Genomic DNA, 25,301 nt, shown 5'->3' on the forward strand with positions numbered 1-25,301 from the left:
TTCACCAGCTAATGCGAATTCCGATGTTTCCCGACATGCCGTGCAAGTCATTGCTGTCAATATTGCGGCTGTAATCGGTGCTGGCGTAGACACTCATTGCGCGGTCGAGGGTCAGCACCACACCGAACCCGACATCCGCCGTTGAGGATTTTTGCTCGGTGCTGATCACATCACTGTCGTCGAAAGTCACCGAATCGGTCCCGGAAAATGTATGCCACAGGTTGGCACGCAGATACGGCTCCAGCGGCATACCGCTGACCTGATAGCGACCCTTGAGTCGCGTGCCGAGGCGACTGGTCCAGGCGTCGCCGGAGTCGAACGACACTCGGGAAATGCCATCGTCCTGGCTGTCGAGGGAGATTTTCTGGTGGATGACTTGCACCTGCGGTTCGACTACCCAGGTGTCGTTGAGCGCAAAGGGATAACCGGCTTCCGCCGAGAGCGTCAGCGCATGCCCGCGATTGTCCAGTTCAACACCGCGGTCGGAATGGCTGTCGCCGTCGAAGCGGGTGCCCATCACCACCGTGTCGATGTACCAGCCATACGGATCAGTCAGCGTCCAGTACAAGCCATAACTGTCGCCTTCAAGTTTGACCTTGCCGGCGCTGTTGTCCTGAAAACCTTCATTGAAGCCTTCGACATCACCTTGCAAGCGGCTATGGCCAACAAAGAAACCGAGACGTTGGGTCTGGCCACCCGAGGTCAGCGAGCTGTACAGGTCGTTGCCAACCTGAAAACCATTGAGTGAGCCGTCCAGGCGCGGCGTGACGGTGCCGGCCCAGGTCTGATCGAGGTTTTTGCCATAAACCCGACCCCAACCTGCACCGAAGGCGCCGGTCTCGCTGAGCAAGCGCTGATCGCCCTGGCGGTCATGGAATGTACCCAGTGCGTTGAGCGTCAACTGCGCCGCAGCGGGTGGCAGCACCGACCAGGTCGGGACTTCCGGACGATAGAGAGGAATTGGCTCGGCACCCGGCACAGCCGCCGGCAGGACAGGCAGTGCCGCCAGTGCCGGTGGCGCCGGGTTAGGCGCGAGTTCGCCGGGTTCGCCGGGTTCGCCGGGTAAGCCAGGTGAGCTGGCAATAGGCGTGATGGCCGCCGCGACGGGGGTGGTCACTACCGGAACCAGAATCGGCGGCAACGCTGGATCGGGATTCGGCACGCTGATCACCTGCGGCGCAACCACAGCTGAGCGCAAGTACCAACTGTTCTGCGTACCGGCAGTCACGCCGCCCTTGAACAAGTAGTAATCGTAGGCGCCGGCAGACACCGGGCCACTGAGGGTAAACGCGTTATCGGTACTGACCGTGCTGTCCTGCGCCTGCACCAGTTGGATGCCGTTGGCCTGGGTCAGTGCGCCGAGTCCGCCGACGTTACTGACGCTGATCACCGTGGCACCGCCGAGGCTGCCGTCGTTGACCACCAGTTTGTCACTCGGCGAATCATCGCCAGCCACCACACTTTGCAACAGTAACTGACCGCTGTTGCCGACATAGTTGCCCTGAACCGTGAGCGTGTCGTCGGTGCGGCTGTTGTTGCGGGTGAGGTCAATGGTGCCAGCGTTATTGAACGTCACCGCTTGCCCGGCCACTGCGGGAGCGACAGCCCCTTGCGTCGCGAGCACAACGCTGCTCGCATCGATATTCAGCACGCCACTGCCGGTTCCGGCGTCGCCCAGTACCAGGCTGCTCGCGCCCAGATCCAGTTGCGAACTGTTACTCAGATTGACGGTTTCCCAGTTGATAAACCGCGCGGGCAGGGCTGTGCGCGTATTGTCGAAAGTCAGCACATCGGTACCGACACCGCCATTGACGCTGGGAGTCAGCGCGAGAATGCTGTCGTCAAGGTTGCGCAATGTGGCGCTGTCATTGCCGGCGTCCATAAGGATTGCCGAGCGGATAATGCCTGCGCCGTCCCACAGCAAGGTGTCATTGCCTGTGCTGGCGCGGATCTCGCCGCCGATTTCACCACCGGTCACGGTGATACTGTCGTTGCCGCCGCTAACACTGACATTGCCGCCAACGCGCCCGCCGGAGACGATGATGGTGTCGGTGTCAAAACCAGTCACCAGGTTGCCGATAATCTGCCCGTCGGACAGATCGAAAATATTTTTGTCGAGTTTCATGTCGACCCTGCCGATGCTGCCGCCGGTCATGCGCGCGACATCACCGTCCTCGAAAGCACCGACGATGGTGCCGCCGGTCATCAGGAAGGTGTCGCGACCGTCGCCCTGAGCCAAAGAGCCTATCGAACCGCCGGACATCACGAAATCATCAATGCCATTGCCTTGGCCGACGGCGCCGGTGATGACGCCGGAGTGTATGTCGACGCGGTCGGCACCATCGCCGAAGGTCACGCTGCCGTTGATCCGGCCTGTGCCATTGGTGGGGAGAGTCAGGATGTTGTTGCCCGCAAGGTCGGTCAGTGAACCGCTGGTGCCGCTGTCACAGGTGAAGGCATCGTTACCTGCGCCGGGCGTCAACACGCAGGCGGACCAGGCCGGCGGGCTGACGAGCAGCAGGATGGAAGCGGGCAGCAGTAAAGTGTGCGGCAAAGCCTTCAAAGAATTTATAGATCGCATGTTGGCAATTTCCATGGAGGAACCAGTGGGTATTAATCCTTGGATGGGTGCCTGATCTAAAAAACCTCTGAACTGCTGATGAACTACGTGAGATCTGAACCCTAACGTTATGAAAGTGCTGTCCTTGGCCTTTACAGGTGTAGAGGGTTTTTCCGGCGTCGGACAGCATGTCTGACGAACGGTCCTGCACAATGTAATGCTAGAGATGCACTTCAACCGCCAGCGGCAGGTGATCCGACAGGTGTGTCCAGGGCTTGTTGCCAAGGATTTGAGGGTCATGACTGCTGGCGTTGCGCAGGTAGATCCGGTCCAGACGCAACAAAGGAAACCGTGCCGGATACGTCTTTGCCGGGCGGCCGTGGTGGCGCTCAAAGGCTTCGTGCAGATATTCACGACGGGCGAGGGCGGCGTTGCCGTGCAACTGCCAATCGTTGAAGTCGCCAGCGATGATCACCGGTGCGTCGTCCGGAAGGGATTCGAGCAACTGGCAGAGCAGTTGCAGCTGCAATTGACGATGGCTTTCGAGCAGACTCAAGTGCACGCAGATCGCGTGCACTTCAGCGTGCCCCGGCACATCCAGCACACAGTGCAATAGGCCACGGCGTTCGGGGCCGGTGATCGAGACGTCGAGGTTGCGGTATTCGCGGATCGGGTATTTCGACAGCAACGCATTGCCGTGATGGCCGTCGGGATAGACCGCGTTGCGCCCGTAGGCGAAATCGCTCCACATGCTGTCGGCGAGAAATTCGTATTGCGACGTTTGTGGCCATTCGTTGTAGCGGTTCGAATGCCGCTCGTGTTCACCCACTACTTCCTGCAAAAACACCAGATCGGCCGAAGTGCTGCGTACCGCTTCACGCAATTCCGGCAGGATGAAACGCCGGTTGAACGCGGTAAAACCCTTGTGGGTATTGACCGTCAGCACCCGCAGACGATGAATGGCGGGTGCGTCGACGAGGTGAGGCTGGGGATCGCTGGACACGGTTACTCCTCTGAATCCTGAGTGCCTGTTCATGCGACTGATGGGTGGGGGTGGCAGTTCCGTCGGAATGCGCACACCCACCGGTGGAGTTGCCCCATTCTGTTGCGAGGGGGATGTGCCAAGGCGTAGCCCGGCAATTCCAGACTATCCAGCACGCGATTCACCGCCAACTCTCCCAGCATGATCAGTTGCGCAATCCCCGACAGCGTCCGGCGCTGTGACGCTGGCAAGAGACGGGCGAAGTCTTGGGCGATGGTTTTGGCCGAGGCGAGTGGTTCGCAGGCGTCGACCAGCAGCTCCTCGTTTTTAAAATCCGCGGTAACGGCGTACATCCTGCGGGTTTGACGTGGCGGTGGGGGTGAAGCCGGGTGGGCAGAGGTAGTGATCGAGGGCGCGGTCGGCGGCGTCGTTGAGTTTTTTTGAATCAAGGGATTCGTAGGGGGAGGTGGGGTCGGTTTCGGGTGGGTTGGGCGTGGGTTTTATCATGGTGAAGCTCCGTGGTTGATTAGGCCGCCACGGCTCATCGCTAAACAAGTAAAGGTGGCGGCTGTACGCAGGTTAACGATCCGGGTCACAGAAACCCCGGGTAGACCCGAAGGTTTCCCGCGCACAGCCACCATGACGCCAATTGCAGGAACGACAGAAGCTGCAGTTGAGGCTGGGCATTGTGACGTCTGTAAAGTGCCGGATCGCTAAACCCGATCGCTGATTCGTCAGCGACCGATCCACGATAGAGATCCCGCCCAAAGCGCACAAGCCGGCGGATTCTTGCGTAGCTGTAGGCAAAGGCGCAAGGATTTGTAGCCTGGAACCCGTGTCTGCAAGTGTCTTTTAAACATGGCCGTTTAAAAGCAAGAATCGTCGCCTTCGGCGACTCACGGGTAGTTCAGACGAAAACAATCTCATACGGCAAACGCATCCGCTCAAGAATCACCGGCGGCAGCATGGGGGCGATGCCGAGTGCCGGTTCGCCCTTGAGCTGGCTGGCGTAAGCGTGGGTGGCGTGGCTTTTGCGGGCGACCGTCCAGGTGTCGAGGCGCAGTTTTCTAGCTCGCTGCCAGGGGATCAATTGCTGGTCGCGCTCTGGCCAATGCCATGCACAGACCGGTACTTCGTGGAAAGTCGCCCCGGCCAGTTCTGCGGCTTCGGCGGCGGCGCGACCGACTGCCTCATGGTCATTGTTGCCGTCACCGCGCCAAGTGCTGAACACCACGTCGCCGTGCCGCAGGTAACGGCCGATAAACTCGGTCAACTGGCTGTGCTGATCGCTCAGGGCGTTGTCGGTGAAGCCACCACGCACCCATTTCAGGCTGTGCATCGGCAAGCCGAGGCGGCGCAGGGCTTCGACGCTTTCCTGCGGGCGGAATACGCTCAGGCGTTTTTCCGACCATTGTCGCGAACCGGGATGGCTGGCGCTGCCATCGGTGATGGAAAGCAACTGCAGTGGATGACCCAGGCTTGAGAGTAATTGCAGCAGGCCGCCGCAGGTCACCACTTCGTCGCCGGGATGCGGCGCAATGATCACCGCGCGTGCGCCGGTGGGCACCAGGGTGCGGGTGTTGATGATGGGAATATTGTCGAGTTGCGCCGCGCTATTCCAGATTTGCGCCGACGAAGGACCTTCAGTTAGCGATAACGGTTTCATGGGTGTGACGTCCTTGTTTGTCTCGCCCTCGATCGCGCTCACCGTCATGAAATCCGACGTGGTCGACCCCTGAAGGCTGGTTGATTGCCTGGCAGCGCTCCGAATCCTGGATTGCCGCGCACAGGAGTATTGCCCATGAATTCAGATTCGTCGCGTCACAGATCAATCTGATCCGGTTTTTTTGCGTCCAACTGTGCCAGGTGACGCAGATAGTCGCCAAAGCCGCCGCGGGCCCGACTGTCCAGGCGAGCGCTGGTGTGAACCTGCGGGCGATGACTCCAGGCGATGTTGGCACCGACCAGTTCCAGCTCCCGGACCAGTTGCACATCTTCGTCGCACGCCAGCGGTTTAAAGCCTCCGGCCCATCGATAGGCGTCAGCGCTGATGCCCAGATTGGCGCCGTGGATATGCCGATGACCATCGCAGGCCCGATAGTTTCGGTGATAGTGGATTTGCGCCGCTTCATCGAACGACTCATGCCAGCGCTCAACGGTGACCGTGCCGCACACCGCGTCCGCGCCCAGCCCGAGTTGAGCCACCAGCCAGTCATCGGCGACCCGGCTGTCAGCATCCGAGCAGGAGATCCAGCGCGCGCCGCGCTCCAGTAACAGTTGGGCACCGGCGGCGCGGGCCTGGCCGACGTTGCGGGCCTCAATGTGCAGACTCTGCACTGGGTAGCGGCTGACGATTTGCGCCGAGCGATCAGTGCAGCTGTCGAGCACCACCAGCACTTCGACTCGCTCACCAGCGAGCAAACCGTGCTGGCTGGCGCGTATGGCCGCACTCAGGCATTCGTCGAGCAGGTCTTCTTCGTTGTGCGCCGGGATCAGAATGCCAATCATCGCAAGCCCTCCAATGCCGCCACCGAGCGCGGTTCGCGGCTCCACACCTCGAGAATGAAGTCCGACTCCTGGTGCAGCGCCACACGCGGCAGCCGCAATTGTTCGTGAATCAGATCGTGAACCTGCCTCGCGTTCAGCGGGCAGCCTTCAATGGGCGGGCGCCAGTGACAGGCCAGCAATTGCCCGTCGGCCGTCAGTGAATCGCTGATCCGACGGATCACTTCTGTCAGATCCTTGCCATCGAGGTAGTAACCGATTTCGCTAAATACAATCAGGTCGAATTTTTCCTCCGGCCAGTCGCCGGGCAAGCGGCTCTGGCGGACTTCGGCGTGATCAAACAAGCCCAATCGGGTTCGCGCCAGTTTCACCGCAGCACTTGCCGTGTCACAGCACAACAGTCGGTCACAACGGCTGGCCAGTTCTGCGCTCAACTCGCCGTTGGCACAGCCCGGTTCGAAAATCGCCCGATAGTGCGCTCGAGGCAACGCCGCGAGGGTAATAGCGCGTTTGCGCTGTTCATACCAGCGTTCGCGGAAGGCCCAAGGGTCATCGTTGCCTGCGAACAGGCCTTCGAAATATCGATCCTCGACGCTCATAAGAACACCACTTCGAAGGGTTGGAGTAGACGCTCGAGAATATGCGGCGCGAGGACCGGGGCGAGTCCGGCGGCGGGATCACCTTCCAGTTGACTCGCAAAGGCCTGCACTGCGTGGCGTTTGCGTGCGACTTGTTCGGGCGTCAGCAGAATCTTGCGTGCTCGTTGCCACGGCACGACCGCGTCTTCGGGGGTTGCCCAGTGCCACGTCCACACGGGCAGTTCGTGGCAGCTTGCCCCGACCCTGCGCGCAGCGTCGGCACTGGCGCGGCCGACGGCTTCGTGGTCGCAATGGCCGTCTTCACGCCAAGTGGTAAACACCACATCGCCGGGACGTAGATAGCGCTCGATAAAGTCGCTCAATGCAGGCTCCTGAGCGGCCACCTGGGTGTCGGCGAAACCACCGCGCAGCCATTTCAGTTGATGCATCGGCATGCCGAGCCGGCGCAAGGCTTCGGCGGACTCTTGCGGACGAATCACGCTCAAACGCTCCACCGGCCAGCGCTCCGAGCCGGGGTGACTGGCGCAGCCGTCGGTGACCGAGATCAGTTGCACTGGACGGTCGGCGGCGGCAAGCAGTTGCAACATGCCGCCGCAGCCCAGCACTTCATCGTCCGGGTGCGGTGCAATGATCACCGCCCGGGCGCCCGCAGGCACAAGCTCGAGGATATCGATGCTGTCCAGTTCCGCCAGATGCCGCGAGTTCTGCCATTGCTGCAGGGACGTGCCGTGACCCACGATCGGATTGTCTTTCTGCGCGGCGTTCATAGCGTCCAGGCCTCAGCAGATTGCGCGGCAACTATTTGGCCGAGGGCGGCGAGGTCGCGTTCGGCGTGGCTTTGCCGCAGGAACACGGGCAAGTCGGCGATGAGGCGGGCGAAATGCCGATCCTTGCAATACGGCCCGGCGCCCAGCGCGCGGCCAGCTTCGCGAATCACCTGCTCAGCCGACTGTTCGACCACGGCGCGGGCGCGACGGGCGAGGAGTTCGGCGCTCTCTTGCGGATGCGCATCGATGTGCAAGGCGCTGAAACGCAACACATCGGCAGCCGCCTGCAACGCCGTATCGACCGCGCCGAGGTGGGCGAGGGCGTGTGGTTCCTGTCGTTGCGTGCACTGTTGGCGCAACACTTCGGCAATCTGCCGTGCCGCGCCATACCAGCAGGCGGCGATGCCGATCCCGCCCTGCCAAAACCCTGGACGTTGCAGGTAGTCGCCGGGATTGCCAATGGCCTGGGCTTCGGCGCCGTCGAATAATACTTCGACGCTACCGGTGGCGCCCATGCCAACCGCTTGCCAGCCTTGATCGGTGATGGTCACGCCCGGTTGATCGAGTGCGACCGCAACCAGTTGCTGTTGATCATCGGCGTCCCACGCAGTAAGCAGCGCATGGCTGAGAACGGCGGCGCCAGAACACCAGGCCTTGCGTCCATGCAACGTGACCAAGTGACCGGCGGGTCTCACTTGCACCCGCGCCTGCGGCGGTTCTGCCGCCCACATGCCCCACGTGCTGCCCGGCGTCGGCGAACCGCCCAGTTGCTCGATGATTGCCAGTGCGTCGGTGTGGCCTTCATAGAGTTTGCACAGCCCCAGATCGTGGCCGCTGACAGTGGCCAGATGCTGCCACCGCTGCAGCGTGTGACCGCTGCCCGGTAGCGGCAAGCGGTCGAGCCCTGCCTCGACCATCGCCCGCAAGCAACCACCCAGCGCTACGGTATCGCTGTAGTCCGGGGGGCGGCGGGCGAGATAGTTTTGCAAGTCCATATCAATCTTCTTCATCACGTTGCAGTTCAAACAGCAGCAGCGAACGCCCGGTGACCGAGTACTCGTGGCCGAAGTCGAATCGTTCCTGACCACGGATCGACGGCTGATTGGTGTCGATCATGCACGTCCAGAAACTGCCCTCAGGCACTTCCGGCAAGGTGAAGTTGACGACGTCGTGGTGGGCGTTGACCACCAGCAGCAGGGTCGCATCGGCGCCCTTGCGGCGGATGCCGGTTTCCTGCGCGCGGCCATCGAGCAGCATGCCCAGACAACGGTTATTGGCGTCGTGCCAATGTTCGGTGGTCATCTCGGTGGCATCGGGTGCCAGCCAGGTCACGTCCTTGACGCCGATGTCTTCGTTGTATTCGCCAACCAGGAAACGGCCACGGCGCAGGATCGGGTAAGCAAGGCGCAACTTGATCAGACGTTTGACGAATTTCAGCAGGGCTTTGCCGTCCTCGCTCAGGTCCCAATTGACCCAGCCGATTTCGCTGTCCTGGCAATATGCGTTGTTGTTGCCGTCCTGAGTCCGCGCGAATTCGTCACCGGCGACGATCATCGGTGTGCCTTGGGACAGCAGCAGGGTGGCGAAGAAGTTACGCATCTGCCGATGACGCAGGGCATTGATCTCGGGATCGTCGGTCGGGCCTTCGACGCCATGGTTCCACGACAGGTTGTTATTACTGCCGTCCTGATTGTTCTCGTCGTTGGCCTCGTTGTGCTTGTCGTTGTACGACACCAGGTCATTGAGGGTGAAGCCGTCGTGGGCGGTGATGAAGTTCACCGACGAATACGGCCGCCGTCCACGCTGGTTGAACATCTCGCCGGATGCGGTCATGCGGGCGGCGAAGTCGGCTACCTGGCCGTCGTCACCTTTCCAGAACGCACGCACGGTGTCGCGGAACTTGTCGTTCCACTCGACCCAGCCCGGCGGGAAGTTACCGACCTGATAACCGCCCGGGCCGCAGTCCCAAGGTTCGGCGATCATTTTCACCTGACGCAGCACAGGGTCCTGACGGCAGGCCACGAGGAAGCTGTGACGCTCGTCAAACCCGTCGTGATAGCGACCGAGAATGGTCGCCAGGTCGAAGCGGAAACCGTCGACATGCATTTCACTGGCCCAATAACGCAGCGAGTCGGTGACCATCTGCAATACACACGGGTGACTCAGGTCCAGAGTGTTGCCGGTGCCGGAATCGTTGATGTAATAGCGTTTGTCATCCGGCATCAAGCGGTAGTACGACGCGTTGTCGATACCGCGCATCGACAGGGTCGGGCCTTGCTCATTGCCCTCGGCGGTGTGGTTGTAGACCACATCGAGGATGACTTCGAGGTTGGCTTCGTGCAGGTGCGCGACCATCTCCTTGAACTCGGCGATCTTGCCGCTGGCCAGATAGCGCGGGTCCGGGGCGAAGAACGCAATGCTGTTATAACCCCAGTAATTGGTCATGCCCTTGTGCAGCAGATGCTGGTCGTTGACGAAAGCGTGGATCGGCAGCAACTCCACCGACGACACCCCGACGCTGCGAATGTGCTTGAGCACATCGTCATTCATCAAACCGGCGAAGGTGCCGCGCACATTTTCCGGAACCGATGGGTGCCGCATGCTGATGCCGCGCACATGGGTCTCATAGATGATGGTTTTGTCCCACGGCACGCTGACGCGCTGGTCGTTGCCCCAGGTGTGCGCCGGATCGATGACCTTGCACTTGGGTACAAATGGCGCACTGTCGCGTTCGTCGAAACTGAGGTCGGCGTCAGGGTGGCCGATGGTGTAGCCGAACAGCGCTTCCGACCATTTGAGTTCGCCAACCAATTGCTTGGCGTAGGGGTCGATCAGTAGTTTGTTGTGGTTGAAGCGGTGGCCGTTGGCGGGGTCATACGCGCCATAAACGCGGTAGCCGTAGATCATCCCTGGGTGCGCATCGGGCAGGTAACCGTGATAAATCTCGTCGGTGTATTCCGGGAGTTCGATGCGTTCGAGTTCGACTTCGCCGGCATCATCGAAGATGCACAGTTCAACCTTGGTGGCGTTGGCGGAGAACAGGGCAAAGTTCACCCCCAAGCCATCCCAGGTCGCGCCGAGCGGGAAGGGCAGACCCTCACGAATTCTCGATGGTTCGGCGTGTGTGGCGGGCTCGGCTTTATTTGGACGGGTCATGATTGCTCCTGCAAAATTCGGGTAGTTCGTTTTACACAAGCCCCTGTGGGAGCGAGTCTGCTCGCGAAGGCGGTAGGTCAGCTAACAGCGATGTCGGATGTACCGACGTCTTCGCGAGCAGGCTCGCTCCCACAGGTGTTTGTGTGCTTTTTTCAGGGCGAATGAGCCCTCGGTGGCGAGCACGCTCGCCACACAGTCGTTCAGTTCAATACTCGGAAGAGCGTCAGTTCGCCTGGGGCTTGCGTGCGGCTCGCGGTTTTTTCTCGGCGGCTTTTTCGCCCGGCGGGATCACCGAGGCAGCGCTTGCAGGCTTGGCCTTGGACGCCGTTTTAGGTTTTGCCGCTGCGGTTTTGCTGTCTGCTGTCTTGGTGGTTGCAGACTTGCCAGCGGTTTTACTGCCGGCAGCCTTGGGCGATTTTTTCGGCGCCAGTGCTTCGGCCTCGGCCAGTTTGCGCGCCATCTCCCAGTGGCGTTCTTCCTGGCCTTGCGGCTGACCTTCAGATTCCCAGATCTGATAGGCGAACTCGCGAATGCGTTTATCGTCGGTACTCATCGCAATACTCCTGAACTGAACTCACGCTTAGGTTAAGTGTTGGATATAGAGATTGACCGGGACATCCCCCAGCGCGTCGCTGACTTTCAACTCCCTGTTTTTTGTGACTGCGCGGGTTGCAAAAAGTCCCTTCAGGTTTGTGTCAGAGGCGGCGAACGGTAAAACCACTCGCGTATCGCCCCAGCGCAGCGCATCGACCTGCGGTACAGCACTGTTTTCCAGCAAGCTCGCGCAGCGAATCGGCACGATGACGATAGCTTGCAGCCCTGCATGTTCGCGGACAAAGGCGAGCACGTTGTGCGCTTGGCTGCCCAGCACCTCCAGGGCCTGATACGAGCCGCGGCGGAACAACTCGGCATGCTCGACGCGCAGGTTCAGTACCTGAGCAATCAAGGCCTGCTTGATGCGCCCGTCACGCCAATCGTGCAGCCACTCCCCGACCGGTAACGCTGCTTCCAGGGCGTGCTCGCGAGCGGCGTAATCCACCGGCCGACGATTGTCCGGATCGACCAGGCTGAAGTCCCAGAACTCGTTGCCCTGATACAAATCCGGTACACCCGGCACGGTCATGCGCAGCAAAGTCTGCGCCAAGCTATTGAGCGCGCCGGCGGCGGCGATGCTGTGGACGGTCTTGTGCAGGGCCGCTCGCAGCAGTTCGCCTTCTTCGCCAGTGAGCAGTTTTTCGGTGAACGACTGCGCGGCGTTTTCATAGGCTTCATTGGGAGCGCTCCAACTGCTTTGCAGCTTGGCTTCGCGCAACGCTTTCTGTTGCCACTGCCAGATGCGTTTGGCGTAGTCAGCCAATCCGGCCTGATCGCCATCGTGCAGATCCAGCGGCCAACTGCCGAGCAGGGCTTGATAGAGAATCAGCTCATCGCCGGTCGAAGGCATTTGATCGTCACTGCGCACCGGGCGGGCGAGGGCGCGCCACAGTTCGATCTGTTCGGCGTACCAGTGGCTGCGCTCGCTGAGAACAGCGAGGCGCGCGCGGGTGTCTTCGCCGCGTTTGTGATCGTGGGTGGCGGTGGCCAGCAGGTTGTCGGGGAACTGCTCCAGACGCTGCTGATTGATCTCGTGGAAATCGCTGACCGGTGCGCTGAACTGTTCGGTGTTGTAGCCGACGTCATTGCGCGACAACAACACGGCCGAACGATACAGCGCCGTGTCTTCCACAGCTTTGGCGGCTGCCGGTGAAGTCAGTTGCTGGAAGCGTACGCAAGCGTGCTTGAGGATCTTGCGTGAACGCCCGCGCGGCTTCTGCCGCCACGGCGTGCCACCGAGCCAGGCCGCGACGCAGTCGAGCACCGGCCAGTCGCCTTCGCCGAGGGTCTGCCGCGCACCGTCCATGGCCTGCTGGAAAAACACCTCATCCTGGGCGGAACGGCCCATCGCGCTGATGTAGGTGCGATAGACCGGGAAGTGCACGATCAACGCCTGCAAGACCCGGCGGATCGAGCCGAGGGTCAGGTCGCGGGTCATCAAGTCATCGCGGGCCACTTGCAGTAACGCCTGCGCGACACTTTCGCAATCGCTGGCCAGCGAGCCGTTGAGGATCTGCTGACGCGCCAGTTGCGCCTCTTCGATGAACGCGGCAGGGCGCTCGGTGCGGCGTTGCCACAAGTCGCCGAGCACGTGTTCACCGTCGGGGTTGTGTTGCAGCAGCGACAGTTGATTCATGAACTCGTAACCGGTGGTGCCATCCACCGCCCAGTCGCGGCGCGGGGTTTCGCCGGCACCGAGGATCTTCTCGATGTAGATCGGCAAATGACGCCCCGGCGCGAGCAGATCGACACGGCGGCGCAGTTTGCGGCAATAACCACGCGGGTCGGCGAGGCCGTCGATATGGTCGATGCGCAGGCCATCCACCAAACCTTCGGCGATCAACTGGAAGATTTTGCCGTGAGTCGCTTCGAAGACCGCCGGACGTTCGACGCGCAAACCGCCCAGTTCGTTGATGTCGAAGAAGCGCCGCCAGTTGATGTCATCCGCCGCCGTGCGCCAACTGGCCAGGCGATAACTCTGGCGTTCCAACAACTGATGCAGCTTTTGGAAACCTTCTTCGGTGGTGGAGTCGTAATGCGCCAGATTGCTGCCAATGGCTGCGACAATCTGCGGCTCGCTTGCCAATTGCCGGAGCTCTTCTTTCAGAGGCATGGCCAGCGAATGGGCATCGGTCTGGTAGCTGAGTGAGCTGAAACGATCGGCCAGGGATTTCAGCGCTTCTTCGGATGTGAGCAGCTCGCCGTAATCGTTCGGGCAGATCGGGAAATGATGGTCATAGTGCTCGACATAAAAGCCGCCGGTTTGCGCATTGAACTGCAGCTTGAGCGTGCCCTCTTGCAGCGCGACACCGTAATCACTGCCCAGAAACGGCAACAGCAACTGGCCTTCCATCAATGGGTCCGGCGAGTGCCACTGAATGTCGAAGAACTCGCCGTAAGGGCTCAGACGCCCCCACTCCAGCAAATCCAGCCACCACGGATTGTCGTTGCCGCCGACCGCCATGTGGTTGGAGACGATGTCGAGGATCAGCCCCATGCCGTGTTCGCGCAGGGTACTGACCAAACGGCGCAGCGCAGGCTCGCCACCCAGTTCCGGATTGACTTGTGTCGGGTCGACCACGTCATAGCCGTGCATCGAACCGGCGCGCGCGGCGAGCAGTGGCGAGGCATAAATGTGGCTGATGCCGAGGCGGGCAAAGTACGGCACCAGTGGCACGGCTTGTTCGAGGGTGAAGCCTTTATGAAATTGCAGTCGCAGGGTGGCGCGCAACGCTTGGATGTTCGCTTGGTTCATTGGTCACGCTCGGCAGCTTGCAGGCGCGCGCACGCCAAGAGTTCCAGACGCCGCGCGGCATCCGCACCCTCAAGCAATGCTTCGCTGTTGCCGGGCAATCGCCGCGACCAGTTCGGGTGCGTGTCAATGGTGCCCGGCAGATTGGCTTGCTCGTCGATGCCCAGCGCATCCTCCAGCGGCAGCAGCACCAGCGGTGCTCGGGTATGGCCGAGGTAACGCACGGCGGCGTCGACAATTTGATCGGCTTCGTGGGACTCTTCGCGAAAATTCTGCGGGTCCTGACTCAAGGCACCGCGCAAGCCTTCGCGCTCACGCTGGCGGTAGCGACGCCATTCGATTTCGCCATTGGCATCGACAAAACCCAAGCGGGCGTTCCAGTCGATATCGCGGCCATGCCACCAGCCGTTGAGCGTCGGCAGGTCGTGGGTGCTGGTAGTCGCCAGTGCGTTGTCCGGCCAGTCGAGAATCGGTTTGAAATGGGTGTTGTTCTGTTCGAACAACAGCACTCGCATACCAAGTATGGAGCGGGCGATGAGTTTTTCCTGCAGGCCGTCGGGCACGGTACCGAGGTCTTCACCGAGCACGATGGCTTGATGGCGGTGCGACTCAAGGGTGAGCAAACGCAGCAAATCATCCACCGGGTAATAGAGGTACGCACCGTCGGCCGGCGCCGATCCATTGGGAATCACCCACAACCGCTGCAGGCCCATGACATGGTCGATGCGCAGGCCGCCGGCATGGGCGAAGTTGGCACGGAGCATTTCGATGAATGCACGAAAGCCATTGCGAATCAGACCTTCGGGAGAAAATGCGGAAATCCCCCAACCCTGACCGGAACGATTGAGGATGTCGGGCGGCGCGCCAACGGTCAGCGAGGCGAGCAGCTCATCCTGAAAACTCCAGGCCTGACTGCCACCGCCATCGGCACCGACCGCCAGGTCGGCGATCAGGCCAATACCCATGCCTGCACTGCGCGCAGCGGTTTGGGCGCGTTCCAGGCAGCGGTGGATCAGCCATTGGCAAAAGGCGAAGTAGCCGATGCGCTCGGCATACTCTTCGGCGAATGCTCCGAGGGCAGCGCCACGCGGGTCGTGCCAGTGCTCGGGCCATTCGCGCCAGTCAAGGCTCTCGCCACGGGCGGCGCGCATTTCCTGAATGGCTTCAAAGCGGCAGTGGTTTTCCAGCGCATCACCACCGGCGTGACGGAAACTGGCGAAGTCGGGGTGCAACGGATGGTCGCCAGCGACAAAGCCTTCATACAAGGCTTGCAGCAGTTTTTGTTTGGCGTCGGCGGCGGTCGGCCAATCGACCAGTTTCAGGTCTTCGAGTTGCGCGAACTGCGCCGCCAGGCCTGCGCTGTCGATAGCATCGCGCAGGGCGCGTTCGCCGAGAATCGCGCCGGGGGCGGCATACAGGGAATTCAGAAACAAGCGACTGGAAGGCGAATAAGGGCTGTATCGCCCGGTGTCGGCGCTGAACATCGCGTGCATCGGGCTGATCGCCAATGCATCGGCACCGCGCTCGCCGGCGACCCTGGCCAGTTCTTCCAGGGCCTGAGTATCACCGAAACCGCCGTCGCCAGCCCGACGCAGGCCATATAACTGCACGCTCAGACCCCAGGCGCGGGGGAGCGGGTTGTCGACCGCGTCGCCGACACTGAAGCAACGTTCCGGCGCCACGGCCAGCGTGAAGTACTGATCGTCAATGTGCACTTGCTGATAGCCGACCGGGACCACGCCAGGCAGCATGGCTTCGGAATCGAGTTTCAGGTTCATCCGCGAACCGTCTTCAAGGTGGATTTCACACGGCGTCTCGGGTTTGAAAAAGCGGGCCAGGTCAACGCTGACGCCCACGTCACTGGTCAGCAGCGGGGGCAGATGGCGGTCTTGCTGGACTTTTTGCAATTCAAGCAGGCTGGCGTCGATTTCCAGCGCCGTGCTGGCGGGGTGGCCTAGGCCGATCAGAACATTGCGCAGCACCGCCGGGGCGACTTTTTGTGGCCGCCCGTTGGCGTCAATCCAGTCGACGGCAAGGCCGGCTCGGCTGGCAAGAATTTCCAGTTGCGCATCGCTCATAGGCGCTCTCCATTCAGAGGTTGCAAGGGGGTTGCGGCCGTGAGGCTGACGAGCGCGCAATACGGTGGCAGCAGGCCTTCATCCGACAGTTCGACGGCGGGTGGCTTTTGAAACAGCCACACCGCGCCGGTCCGTGGAGGGTTGACCACTGCGGTATCGCTGAGGTTCAGGTCGATTCGCAGCTCACTGCCATCGCCCAGGCGCCAGCGCGCACTGACGGCCGCATAACCCAGCATTTGCGCGCCAAGGGCCTGTGTGCCACTGAGGTGCGGAATGATGTGCTGATGGCGCAATTGCAGAAGTTGCCGGTACAGCGCGAGGGTTTCCTGCTGTTGCGCGGTGCCGCCGTCTATCAGCTGTGGCTGCGAGGCGTGGAAGGTTTGCTCGGCATTGGGATCGGGAATCTGCTCGCGTTTATGCGGATCGGCGAAGGCGCTGAACGCGGCGAATTCATTGCGCCGGCCTTCGCGCACCAGCTCCGCCAGTTCGCCATGATGGCTGGTGAAAAACAGGAACGGCTGTTCGGCGGCGAACTCGTCGCCCATGAACATCAGCGGAATCATTGGCGACAACAGCAGCAACACGGTCGCGGCCTGCAAGGCTCGAGGGTCGGCCAGTTGATGCAGGCGTTCGCCAAAGGCACGGTTGCCGATCTGGTCATGGTTCTGCAAGAACAGCACGAAAGCGGTCGACGGAAGATGTTCGCTCGGTTCACCCCGAGGCTCGCCATGGCGGGTGATGTGGCCCTGAAACACGAAGCCCTGGCTCAGGCAGCGCACAAGTTGCTCGGTTGGCTGCAGCGCGTAATCGGCGTAATACGCATCGGTTTCGCCGGTCAGCAGCACGTGCAGCGCGTTATGCCCATCGTCGTTCCACTGCGCGTCGTAGTCCTCTTCGAGCAGGCTCGACTGGTTGAATTCGTTCTCCACGGTCAGCCAGACGTGCCGGGAAGGATCGACCTGCTGGCGGATGCGTCGCGCCAGTTCGCGCAGGAATTGCGGGTCTTCAATGGCATGCACCGCGTCCAGGCGTAACCCGTCGAAGCGGTATTCCAGCAGCCACATCAAAGCGTTTTCAATGAAAAAATCACGGATTTCCAGGCGACGGAAGTCGATTCCGGCGCCCCAAGGCGTGTGCTTGTCCTCGCGGAAAAAACCTTTGGCATAACGGTTGAGATAATTGCCGTCGGGTCCGAAATGGTTGTAGACCACGTCGAGAATCACCGCCAGACCATGGCCGTGGGCGGTATCGATCAGGTGTTTGAGCTGTTCGGGCGTGCCGTAGGACGCTTGCGGTGCGTAGTGCAAGACGCCGTCGTAGCCCCAATTGCGATCGCCGGGATACTGCGCAATCGGCATCAGTTCGATAGCAGTAATGCCCATTTCGGCCAGTCGCGCGAGATGCGTTTCAACTGCCGCAAAGCCGCCGAGCGCGCCAACGTGCAGTTCGTAAATCACCGCCTCGTGCCAGGGGCGACCGTGCCAGGCCAGGTGTCGCCATTGATAGGCGAGAGGGTCGACCACCACGCTGTGGCGATCGATGTCACCGTCCTGAGCTCTGGAGGCCGGGTCGGGCACCTCCAGCTCGCCATCGATGTTGTAACGGTAGCGAGTACCCGCCGGACAGCGGGTCTTGACCACAAACCAGCCGTCTGCCTGAGGCAGCATCGGCAGCGACTCTCCATTGTCCAGTTCTACACTGACGTAAAACGCGTCAGGTGCCCACAGCGCAAATTGTGTGTGTTCGGCGTCCAGCTTGATCGCGCCGTGGGGCCAGTTCTCTTGGGTCCGTAACGGCATCGTTAAAAAACTCCCTGCTTATTTGTGGTGAGCCTTACCCAGTGCCTTGGCGACCAGTTTTTCGTAAAGTTCAGCGTACGGTTCGACCGCTTTGCACCAGTTGAACGGCGCAGCCATAGCGCGGCAACGCATGGCGTTGAGCAGTTCAGGGAAAGCGAAAACCTTGAACGCCCGGCTCAGCGCTTCGCGATAGCTTTCAGGCGTGGATTCGTCGAAGAGGAACCCGGTCATGCCATTTTCAATGGTGTCGGCCAGACCCCCGGTATTGCGCGCTACGGGCAGCGAACCAAAGCGCTGCGCATACATCTGGCTCAGGCCACAAGGCTCATAACGCGAAGGCATCAACAGGAAGTCGCTGCCGGCAAACATGCGGCGTGCGTCAGTTTCGTTGAAGCCGATGCGCACACCGATCTGGCCCGGGAAGCGCAACGCCAGTTCACGCATGGCCTGTTCTTCTTCCGGTTCGCCACGTCCGATGATTGCGATCTGCCCACCGTTCTGCACGATGTACTCGGAGACAGCCTCGGTCAGGTCCAGGCCTTTCTGATAAACAAGGCGCGAAACCACAGCGAACAGCGGGCCAGTGGAGTCTTTCAGGCCAAACAATTGGCGAACGTGCGCGGCATTGACCGCTTTGCCTTCCCAGTCGCCGATGGCGAACGGCGCGAACAGGTGCGGGTCGGTTGCGGCATCCCAGCTTTCATCGATGCCGTTGGGAATGCCACTGAGCAAACCTTGCTGGGTTTTGGCGGCGAGAAAACCGTCGAGACCGCAGCCGAAATCCGGGGTGGTGATTTCCTGCGCGTAGGTCGCGCTGACCGTGGTGATGTGGCTCGAATAAGCCATGCCGGCCTTGAGGAACGACATCTTGCCGTAGAACTCCATGCCTTCCTGTTGCAGGGCATGGTTCGGGATGCCGAGTTCAGGGCACGAGCCCAGGCTGGTCACGCCTTGATAAGCCAGGTTGTGGATGGTGAACAGGGTTGGCGTACGCTGACCGCGCCAGTGCATGTAAGCAGGCGCCAGGCCAGCCGGCCAATCGTGGGCGTGCACCAGGTCCGGGCACCAGTGAATTTGCGCGAGGTTGGCGGCGATATCGGCAGCGGCCAGGCCCAGACGTGCGAAGCGAATGTGGTTGTCCGGCCAGTCGCGGCCGTTGTTGGCGCCGTAGGGCGAGCCTTCACGCTCGTAGAGTTCAGGGCAGATCAACACGTAGATCACCAGCCCGTCGGGCATGTCCATGCGCCCGATCTGGCACGGCGGCAGCGCTGCATGACCGCCGAGTTCGCCGATGATATGGATAGGGTTCTCGCTGTGCATCACCTGCGGGTAACCGGGGATCAACACCCGGACGTCGTGCAGATGCGCCATGGCGCGAGGCAGGGCGGCGGACACGTCACCCAGGCCGCCGGTCTTCACCAGATCGGCGATTTCCGAGGTCACGAACAATACTTTTTTCTTGTTGGGATTCTGACTGGCTACCGGTGTCAGTGTTTTGCTGCTCGGGACGTTGATCGACCGGCTGCCGGGAATGCTGACGGTGCTCGCTTCGCCTATCGACTGCTGAGCACGTTCTCCCTGAATGTCCAATGCCGCACTGATCATATGAATCTCCCGTGTTTTTGATCTGATTCTTGTCTCAAACAAACGATGTTCATGGCCAAATCCTGTGGCCGGGCGCAAACGCACCGCGCAGTGGGGAGCAAACGCTACCCAACACGCGCAAAGCAGAATGGGTGGAGAGGCCATTGCAAGGATTGCACCACTCGCTTCAGCCCTACCTTTGAGATGACCCGCCGGGCCCAGCAAAAGTTTCGACTTTTTTTCGAGTTTGTGACCGACAGTTTTTACCCCGCGAAAATGAGTCTAGGCCAGATCCTAGAGCGGGCCAGAGCAAATGGGTAAATTGTTCGACAATCGGTTACGTGGTGTTGCGAGTGAAGGTATGGAGAGGGAAACGCACCGACGAAGGGCAGGTTTTTTTGCCTGGTGGGGTCAAAACGGTGACCGAGCGGTCACGTTTTCGTGCTAGCGAGGAAGATGAGCGCACTGTTGTGGTGCGGGGAGTTTGTTGATAAGCCGATCACCTTGCCCTATGTAGGAACCGCCGAAGGCTGCGATCTTTTGATCCTTGTATCCGGGTTCAAAATCATAAGATCGCAGCCTGCGGCAGCTCCTACAGGGGGGCTCAGTTGAGCAGACGTATTGAGTCGCCCGCCGTCCAAGCCTGAATATCCTCGATCATTTGCGAAAAGAATTGCTGATAATTCTGCCGACTCACATACCCCACATGCGGGGTCGCCAGCACATTGTCGAGTGTGCGAAACGGGTGCAGCGCTGGCAGCGGCTCCTGATCGAACACATCCAGCGCCGCGCCGCCGAGCTGTTGTTTCTGCAAGGCCTTGATCAGCGCTGCTTCATCGACAATCGGGCCGCGGGCGGTGTTCACCAACAGCGCAGTCGACTTCATCCAGGCCAATGCCTGCGCATTGACCAGCCCACGACTGCGGTCGCTGAGCACCAGATGCACGGACAGCACGTCCGCCTGTTCAAACAATTGTTGCTTGCTGACATAGGTCACACCGGCTTGTTGCGCGCGCTCGGCCGTGAGGTTTTCGCTCCAGGCGATAACGCGCATGCCAAATACCTGCCCGAACTGCGCCACCCGTTGCCCGATGCTGCCCAAGCCGAGGATGCCCAGCGTCTTGCCATGCAAATCGCCGCCAAGGCCTTGTTGCCACACGCCTGCGCGCAATGCGTTGGTTTCATTGAGCAGGTTGCGCGTGGCGGCCATGATCAGTGTCCAGGTCAGTTCCGGCGCGGCGTGTTTGTAGCTGTCGGTGCCGCAGATCCTGATGCCCAGCGCCGCTGCGGCTTGCATGTCCAGCGCGGCGTTGCGCATACCGCCGGTCACCAACAACTTGAGATTGGGCAAACGCTTGAGCAGGTCTTCGTCAAAACGCGTGCGTTCGCGCATCACGCAGATCACTGAGTACTTGCCCAGACGTTTGGCCAGCGTGGCATTGTCCGCCGGGTAATCGTGCTCGAACGTCACCTCACCGATGCCATCGAGGACCGACCAGTCGACCACGTCCCGCGCCACGTCCTGCCAGTCATCAATCACCGCAATCTGTACCGCCATCAGCCCTACCTCATCAATCAACGGGATTGGTTTTGTTCAGCCAGCCGAGCAGGGCCTGGTGAAACTTCGCCGGCTCTTCCATCTGCGGCGCGTGGCCCATGCCGGGGAATTCAACCAGAGTCGACTGCGGGATCAGTTTGGCGACCTGTTTACCAAGCACCTCATAGTGACCGATTTTCGCTTTCACCTCAGGTGGCGCGAGGTCCTTGCCGATGGCCGTGGTGTCGGAGGTGCCGATCAGCAACAGTGTCGGCATCTTCAAGTCCTTGAACTCGTAGTACACCGGCTGGGTGAAAATCATGTCGTAGATCAGCGCCGAGTTCCACGCCACCTGGGTCTTGCCCGGGCCTTTACTCAGGCCGGCGAGCATGTCGACCCAGCGGTCGAACTCAGGTTTCCAGCGGCCATCGTAGTAAGTCGTGCGCTCGTAGTCGCGAATGCCCTGGGCGGTAACTTTCAACTCCCGTTGGTACCACTGATCCACCGTACGATACGGCACGCCGAGGGCTTTCCAGTCTTCCAGACCAATCGGGTTGACCAGTGCCAAATGGTCGACCTGCTCCGGGAACAGCAGCGCGTAACGCGTGGCGAGCATGCCGCCAGTGGAATGACCAAGCAGGGTGGCTTTCTGAATGCCGAGCGCTTTGAGCAATTGCTGGGTATTGGTTGCCAGTTGCTGGAAGCTGTATTGATAGTTGTCCGGTTTGCTGGAGGTGCAGAAGCCGATCTGATCTGGCGCGATCACACGGTAACCGGCCTCGCTCAGGGCCTGGATCGAACTGTCCCAGGTGGCTGCGCAAAAATTCTTGCCGTGCATCAGCACCACGGTGCGACCGTTGGCCTTGCCGAGGGCAGCGACATCCATGTAACCCATCTGCAGGGTTTTGCCCTGAGACTGGAAATCGAAGTGTTTAAGCGTGTAGGGGTATTCGAAGCCTTGCAGCTGTGGCCCATACGCCGGACCTTCGGCGGGGGCTGTCGTTTGCGTGGCGCCATGGGCAAACAGCGGCAGGGCGGCAGTCAGGAACAGGCCGGGCAGCCAACGGGATAACGTGACAGACATAAGGGCTAACTCCATTGAAATCGGCCGATGCTGGAACGGCGGGATTAGGGCGACGTTAAACACAGGCAATGTGCGGCGATGATGGTTCAACCGATCCAGCCCAGCGTCAGCATGGCCAGCACGCCATACCGCGCGCCTTTGGCGAGGGTGACGATCAACAGGAAGCGCCCGAGCGGCTCGCGCATCACCCCGGCAACCAACGTCAGCGGATCGCCAATAATCGGCAACCAACTGAGCAGCAGTGACCAATGGCCGTATCTTTCATAGTGCTTGCGTGCGGTTTCCATGTGTCTGGCGCTGACCGGAAACCAGCGCCGATCCTTAAATCGCTCAAGCCTGCAACCCAGCCACCAGTTGACCAGCGAGCCGAGCACATTGCCCACCGTCGCCACCGCCAACAATCCCCATAGCCAGTAACGGTCGCTGACGATCAATCCGACCAGCAAGGCTTCGGATTGGAGTGGCAGCAACGTCGCGGCGCCGAAGGCGGCAAAGAAAAGTCCTGCGTAAGCCGCGCCCATCAACGGGCCGGGTAGTCCGCCACTACGACGTCAGCGCCGTCCTTTTTCAGACCAATCACCTGATAAGCATCGCTCATGCCGTCCATTTCCATGCCCGGCGAGCCCATCGGCATGCCCGGTGCGGCAACACCCAGCAGATCGTCACGCTTGCTCAGGGCCAGCACTTGCTCCGCCGGGACATGGCCTTCGACAAATTTGCCGTTGATGATTGCGGTGTGGCATGAGGCAAGCCGTGGCGGCACGCCGTGTTGTTGCTTGAAGCTGCTCATGTCGGTTTCAACGTGATCTTCGACTTTGAAACCGTTGGCTTCTAGGTGGCTGATCCATTTCTTGCAGCAGCCGCAATTGGCGTCGCGATGGACTTCGATGGGAATCAGGTCGGCAGCCTGGGCCAGGGAGGAGATGAACAGGGCGCTCAGGGCGACCAGACGCAGGTGGGTTCGCATGACGGACTCTCGACTCGGGTGGCGGTCAAAAAGAACGTATTTTGACCGGTTTTTCCTGCCAGGCATCAACTCAGTGTTTCAAGTTGCTACAAGGCTGACTGGCAGGATAATCGTAGATCAACCCTGACAGCCCCATGAGCGAGAGATGACATATCCGTAAGGTTGCACGCGATCCTGTGTAGGAGCAGCCTGCGGCAGCTCCTACATGAGATTGAGGTGGATCAACTGACCTTGAAGCGCCCCATGATCGCACTCACCCGGCTGTTGGCTTCCAGCAACTGGCGGGTGTTGAGTTCACTGGCCTGGCCGCTTTGAACCAGTTCATCAACCATGTGGCGAATTTGCACCATGCTGCGGTTGATCTCTTCGGTCACCGCACTTTGCTGCTCGGCGGCGGTGGCGATTTGCGTGCTGAGGCTGTTGATATGGCTGACGGAACCGGCCATTTCATCCAGCCCCGAGTTGACCCGTGCCGTGGCGTCGGCCGCCGACTGGCAACTGGCCTGAGTGTTTTCCATGGCGCTGACCGACGAACTGACCCCTTGGGTCAGGCGCTTCAACATCTCGTTGATTTCCGAAGTGCTGGCCTGGGTCCGGGCGGCGAGGGCACGCACTTCATCGGCCACCACGGCGAAGCCGCGGCCCTGTTCACCGGCGCGCGCCGCTTCGATGGCGGCGTTGAGGGCCAGCAGGTTGGTCTGACCGGCAATCGCGCCAATCACCCCGAGAATCTCGGTGATGCGTTGAGCGTCCTGTTGCATGTTTTCGACTTTATGGGTGGCGCTGGCCACTTCATCGATCAGCGCAACCACGCTGTTGGTCGCCTCGCCCACCACCACCCGCGAACGGTCGGCGTTTTCGTTGGCGCGCTGGGTGAACGCCGCGGTTTCTGCAGCGTTCTGTGCCACGCTTTCGGCTGTCGAACTCATCTCGGTGATGGCGGTGACGGTCTGATCGGTTTCCGAAGCATGACGCAGCAGAATCTGGCTGGTATGCGTCGACGTGCGTTGCAGGTTGTCGAGGCTCGACGCCATGGCGCCGGTGGCCTGGGTGACTTCACCGATCATGTTTTGCAGATAGGCAATAAAGGTGTTGACCGAATGACCGATGGCGCCGAGTTCGTCCTCGGCGCGGATGGTGATGCGTCGGGTCAGGTCGGCATCGCCGCTGGACAGCAGGTCGATGTTGGCTTTCAGCGCTTTCATGCGCGAAACCAGCTGACGGATCGCGTAGACCTGCAATAGCACTAGCAGAATCACCAGCGGAATCTGCAACAGGCTCAGGGTGCTGAGCACGTCGTCACGCTGGGCGGTCAGCATTTTTGTCGGCAGGGCAGTGGCGAGGAACCACGGCGTGCCCTCGATCGGGCGCATGAAGAAGGTGCTGGCTTCACCGTTGTTGTCGAATTCGACGCGCTGCGCCTGATCGCGGCTTTGCAGACCCGCCTTGACCTGGCTGGCGAAGGTCGAGCTGGCAGCCAGTTCGCTGATGTTCTTCAGCACGATCGGTCCGCTGATGCGCGAACTGTTGCTGATGATTTTGCCATCGGCCTCGACGATGAGCATTTCGGCGTTGAGGTCTTTTTCCTTGCGGGCCACCAGGTCGTTGAAGAAACCCAGGGTGACGTCGATGGTCGACACGCCCCAGGCATTGCCGTTTTTCTGGATGGCCATGGCGCAGTTGGTGCGCGGCTCGGCGCTGGCGTCGTCCTTGTAGGCCGCCGCCCAGGCGCACTGACCGCGCGGGGTGGCCATGCCGCCCTTGTACCAGGTCTGGTCGTAGTAGTTGGGCGCCGCATCACTGTTCCAGAACGTGTTGACAGCCAGTTTGCCCGAGGCATCGCGATGCCAGAAGGTGCTGAACTTGTTGCGCCCGGCTTCACGCTGGCCGGGTAGCGGCCAGATACCACCGCCAAACACTTTCAGTTCGCCGTATTGATCCACCAGGCCCGGCAATACCGTGTCGATGGCCACGCTGTCGAGCAGCGGGATGGTCTGGGTGATGCTGCGTTGTTGCGCCTGAACCTTGTTCAACTCGCCCTGAATCTGCTCCGCGACTTCGGCAATGCGGTTGAGCACCACCTGTTCTTCGGTTTGACGCAGTTTGGGTGCGACCAGTTGGCTGATACCGACCACGGTCAGCACTGACAACAGCAGCATGAACAGAACCAGAAACAGCGTGTAGCGAGCCTGAATAGTGCGGAATGCGGGCATGGAAACCGGTCCTTGAGCTGCGATTCTTATTAGGGGCGGGAGGCGTAAACAGTGCGGGTATCACTAGGTATCGTCGTTGCCGTCAGAAGCTTTAGGTACCGGCGTGCTAAAAAGCTGAATGCCG

At 60.7% G+C, this 25,301-nt stretch carries 18 protein-coding genes and 1 pseudogene; all 19 read right to left on the reverse strand.

Translation table 11 applies throughout. The features are described from left to right. Position 1: 1 nt before the first annotated feature. The 19 genes and pseudogenes from H8B20_RS19825 to H8B20_RS19920 all read right to left on the reverse strand — a co-directional run bounded on the left by H8B20_RS19825 (position 2) and on the right by H8B20_RS19920 (position 25,177). Positions 2-2,581, reverse strand: a complete 2,580-nt coding sequence (locus tag H8B20_RS19825) for an autotransporter family protein (RefSeq protein WP_210624288.1) — start codon at positions 2,579-2,581, stop codon at positions 2-4. A gap of 199 nt (positions 2,582-2,780) precedes the next feature. Continuing rightward, on the reverse strand, positions 2,781-3,563 hold the full coding sequence (locus H8B20_RS19830; RefSeq protein WP_210624289.1) for an endonuclease/exonuclease/phosphatase family protein: 783 nt from the start codon (positions 3,561-3,563) through the stop codon (positions 2,781-2,783). Between the two features lie 131 nt (positions 3,564-3,694). Beyond that, positions 3,695-4,049: pseudogene (locus H8B20_RS19835) on the reverse strand (DUF6124 family protein); the annotation flags it as partial. 400 nt (positions 4,050-4,449) lie between these two features. Beyond that, positions 4,450-5,208 (reverse strand): PIG-L deacetylase family protein, encoded by a 759-nt coding sequence (locus H8B20_RS19845; RefSeq protein WP_210624291.1) that lies wholly within the window; start codon positions 5,206-5,208, stop codon positions 4,450-4,452. A 155-nt stretch (positions 5,209-5,363) separates the two neighbouring features. After that, positions 5,364-6,050, reverse strand: a complete 687-nt coding sequence (locus H8B20_RS19850; protein WP_042559002.1) for a glycosyltransferase family 2 protein — start codon at positions 6,048-6,050, stop codon at positions 5,364-5,366. Then, positions 6,047-6,646, reverse strand: a complete 600-nt coding sequence (locus H8B20_RS19855) for an SAM-dependent methyltransferase (RefSeq protein ID WP_210624292.1) — start codon at positions 6,644-6,646, stop codon at positions 6,047-6,049. Before H8B20_RS19855 ends, H8B20_RS19850 begins: the two co-directional genes overlap by 4 nt. After that, entirely contained in the window at positions 6,643-7,413 is a 771-nt protein-coding gene (locus tag H8B20_RS19860) for a PIG-L deacetylase family protein (RefSeq protein ID WP_210624293.1), read from the reverse strand. Before H8B20_RS19860 ends, H8B20_RS19855 begins: the two co-directional genes overlap by 4 nt. Beyond that, positions 7,410-8,408, reverse strand: a complete 999-nt coding sequence (locus H8B20_RS19865) for an acyl-CoA dehydrogenase family protein (RefSeq protein WP_210624294.1) — start codon at positions 8,406-8,408, stop codon at positions 7,410-7,412. The genes H8B20_RS19860 and H8B20_RS19865 overlap by 4 nt, the downstream gene beginning before the upstream one ends. Before the next feature lies 1 nt (position 8,409). Then, on the reverse strand, positions 8,410-10,569 hold the full coding sequence (gene glgX / locus H8B20_RS19870; protein WP_042559006.1) for a glycogen debranching protein GlgX: 2,160 nt from the start codon (positions 10,567-10,569) through the stop codon (positions 8,410-8,412). A 223-nt stretch (positions 10,570-10,792) separates the two neighbouring features. Beyond that, positions 10,793-11,122, reverse strand: coding sequence for a DUF2934 domain-containing protein (locus tag H8B20_RS19875; protein WP_210624295.1), 330 nt, complete (start codon positions 11,120-11,122; stop codon positions 10,793-10,795). Between the two features lie 27 nt (positions 11,123-11,149). Beyond that, positions 11,150-13,918, reverse strand: coding sequence for a malto-oligosyltrehalose synthase (locus H8B20_RS19880; protein WP_210624296.1), 2,769 nt, complete (start codon positions 13,916-13,918; stop codon positions 11,150-11,152). Further along, positions 13,915-15,993: a 4-alpha-glucanotransferase gene (gene malQ, locus H8B20_RS19885; protein ID WP_210624297.1), complete on the reverse strand. Its 2,079-nt coding sequence runs from the start codon at positions 15,991-15,993 to the stop codon at positions 13,915-13,917. Before malQ ends, H8B20_RS19880 begins: the two co-directional genes overlap by 4 nt. Further along, positions 15,990-17,792 (reverse strand): malto-oligosyltrehalose trehalohydrolase, encoded by a 1,803-nt coding sequence (gene treZ / locus H8B20_RS19890; protein WP_210624298.1) that lies wholly within the window; start codon positions 17,790-17,792, stop codon positions 15,990-15,992. Before treZ ends, malQ begins: the two co-directional genes overlap by 4 nt. A gap of 18 nt (positions 17,793-17,810) precedes the next feature. Then, positions 17,811-19,397, reverse strand: coding sequence for a glycogen synthase GlgA (glgA, locus tag H8B20_RS19895; RefSeq protein ID WP_210624299.1), 1,587 nt, complete (start codon positions 19,395-19,397; stop codon positions 17,811-17,813). Positions 19,398-19,980: 583 nt separating this feature from the next. Next, positions 19,981-20,934, reverse strand: a complete 954-nt coding sequence (locus H8B20_RS19900; protein ID WP_210624300.1) for a D-2-hydroxyacid dehydrogenase family protein — start codon at positions 20,932-20,934, stop codon at positions 19,981-19,983. 13 nt (positions 20,935-20,947) lie between these two features. After that, on the reverse strand, positions 20,948-21,997 hold the full coding sequence (locus tag H8B20_RS19905; protein WP_210624301.1) for an alpha/beta fold hydrolase: 1,050 nt from the start codon (positions 21,995-21,997) through the stop codon (positions 20,948-20,950). An 86-nt stretch (positions 21,998-22,083) separates the two neighbouring features. After that, positions 22,084-22,518: a YqaA family protein gene (locus H8B20_RS19910; RefSeq protein WP_210624302.1), complete on the reverse strand. Its 435-nt coding sequence runs from the start codon at positions 22,516-22,518 to the stop codon at positions 22,084-22,086. Beyond that, on the reverse strand, positions 22,518-22,964 hold the full coding sequence (locus tag H8B20_RS19915; RefSeq protein ID WP_150596301.1) for a DUF411 domain-containing protein: 447 nt from the start codon (positions 22,962-22,964) through the stop codon (positions 22,518-22,520). Before H8B20_RS19915 ends, H8B20_RS19910 begins: the two co-directional genes overlap by 1 nt. Before the next feature lie 221 nt (positions 22,965-23,185). Beyond that, the gene (locus tag H8B20_RS19920; RefSeq protein ID WP_210624303.1) at positions 23,186-25,177 is read right to left on the reverse strand and encodes a methyl-accepting chemotaxis protein; all 1,992 of its coding nucleotides are present in this window, start codon (positions 25,175-25,177) and stop codon (positions 23,186-23,188) included. Positions 25,178-25,301: the final 124 nt, after the last annotated feature.

The organism is Pseudomonas sp. P42, assembly GCF_017973755.1.
Lineage (GTDB): Bacteria > Pseudomonadota > Gammaproteobacteria > Pseudomonadales > Pseudomonadaceae > Aquipseudomonas > Aquipseudomonas iridis.

Excerpts from the sequence above, each read along its gene's own strand:
- H8B20_RS19825 (WP_210624288.1), bottom strand. The coding sequence starts at position 2,581 with ATGCGATCTATAAATTCTTTGAAGGCTTTGCCGCACACTTTACTGCTG.
- H8B20_RS19845 (WP_210624291.1), bottom strand. The coding sequence starts at position 5,208 with ATGAAACCGTTATCGCTAACTGAAGGTCCTTCGTCGGCGCAAATCTGG.
- H8B20_RS19850 (WP_042559002.1), bottom strand. The coding sequence starts at position 6,050 with ATGATTGGCATTCTGATCCCGGCGCACAACGAAGAAGACCTGCTCGAC.
- H8B20_RS19855 (WP_210624292.1), bottom strand. The coding sequence starts at position 6,646 with ATGAGCGTCGAGGATCGATATTTCGAAGGCCTGTTCGCAGGCAACGAT.
- H8B20_RS19860 (WP_210624293.1), bottom strand. The coding sequence starts at position 7,413 with ATGAACGCCGCGCAGAAAGACAATCCGATCGTGGGTCACGGCACGTCC.
- H8B20_RS19865 (WP_210624294.1), bottom strand. The coding sequence starts at position 8,408 with ATGGACTTGCAAAACTATCTCGCCCGCCGCCCCCCGGACTACAGCGAT.
- glgX (WP_042559006.1), bottom strand. The coding sequence starts at position 10,569 with ATGACCCGTCCAAATAAAGCCGAGCCCGCCACACACGCCGAACCATCG.
- H8B20_RS19875 (WP_210624295.1), bottom strand. The coding sequence starts at position 11,122 with ATGAGTACCGACGATAAACGCATTCGCGAGTTCGCCTATCAGATCTGG.
- H8B20_RS19880 (WP_210624296.1), bottom strand. The coding sequence starts at position 13,918 with ATGAACCAAGCGAACATCCAAGCGTTGCGCGCCACCCTGCGACTGCAA.
- malQ (WP_210624297.1), bottom strand. The coding sequence starts at position 15,993 with ATGAGCGATGCGCAACTGGAAATTCTTGCCAGCCGAGCCGGCCTTGCC.
- treZ (WP_210624298.1), bottom strand. The coding sequence starts at position 17,792 with ATGCCGTTACGGACCCAAGAGAACTGGCCCCACGGCGCGATCAAGCTG.
- glgA (WP_210624299.1), bottom strand. The coding sequence starts at position 19,397 with ATGATCAGTGCGGCATTGGACATTCAGGGAGAACGTGCTCAGCAGTCG.
- H8B20_RS19900 (WP_210624300.1), bottom strand. The coding sequence starts at position 20,934 with ATGGCGGTACAGATTGCGGTGATTGATGACTGGCAGGACGTGGCGCGG.
- H8B20_RS19905 (WP_210624301.1), bottom strand. The coding sequence starts at position 21,997 with ATGTCTGTCACGTTATCCCGTTGGCTGCCCGGCCTGTTCCTGACTGCC.
- H8B20_RS19910 (WP_210624302.1), bottom strand. The coding sequence starts at position 22,518 with ATGGGCGCGGCTTACGCAGGACTTTTCTTTGCCGCCTTCGGCGCCGCG.
- H8B20_RS19915 (WP_150596301.1), bottom strand. The coding sequence starts at position 22,964 with ATGCGAACCCACCTGCGTCTGGTCGCCCTGAGCGCCCTGTTCATCTCC.
- H8B20_RS19920 (WP_210624303.1), bottom strand. The coding sequence starts at position 25,177 with ATGCCCGCATTCCGCACTATTCAGGCTCGCTACACGCTGTTTCTGGTT.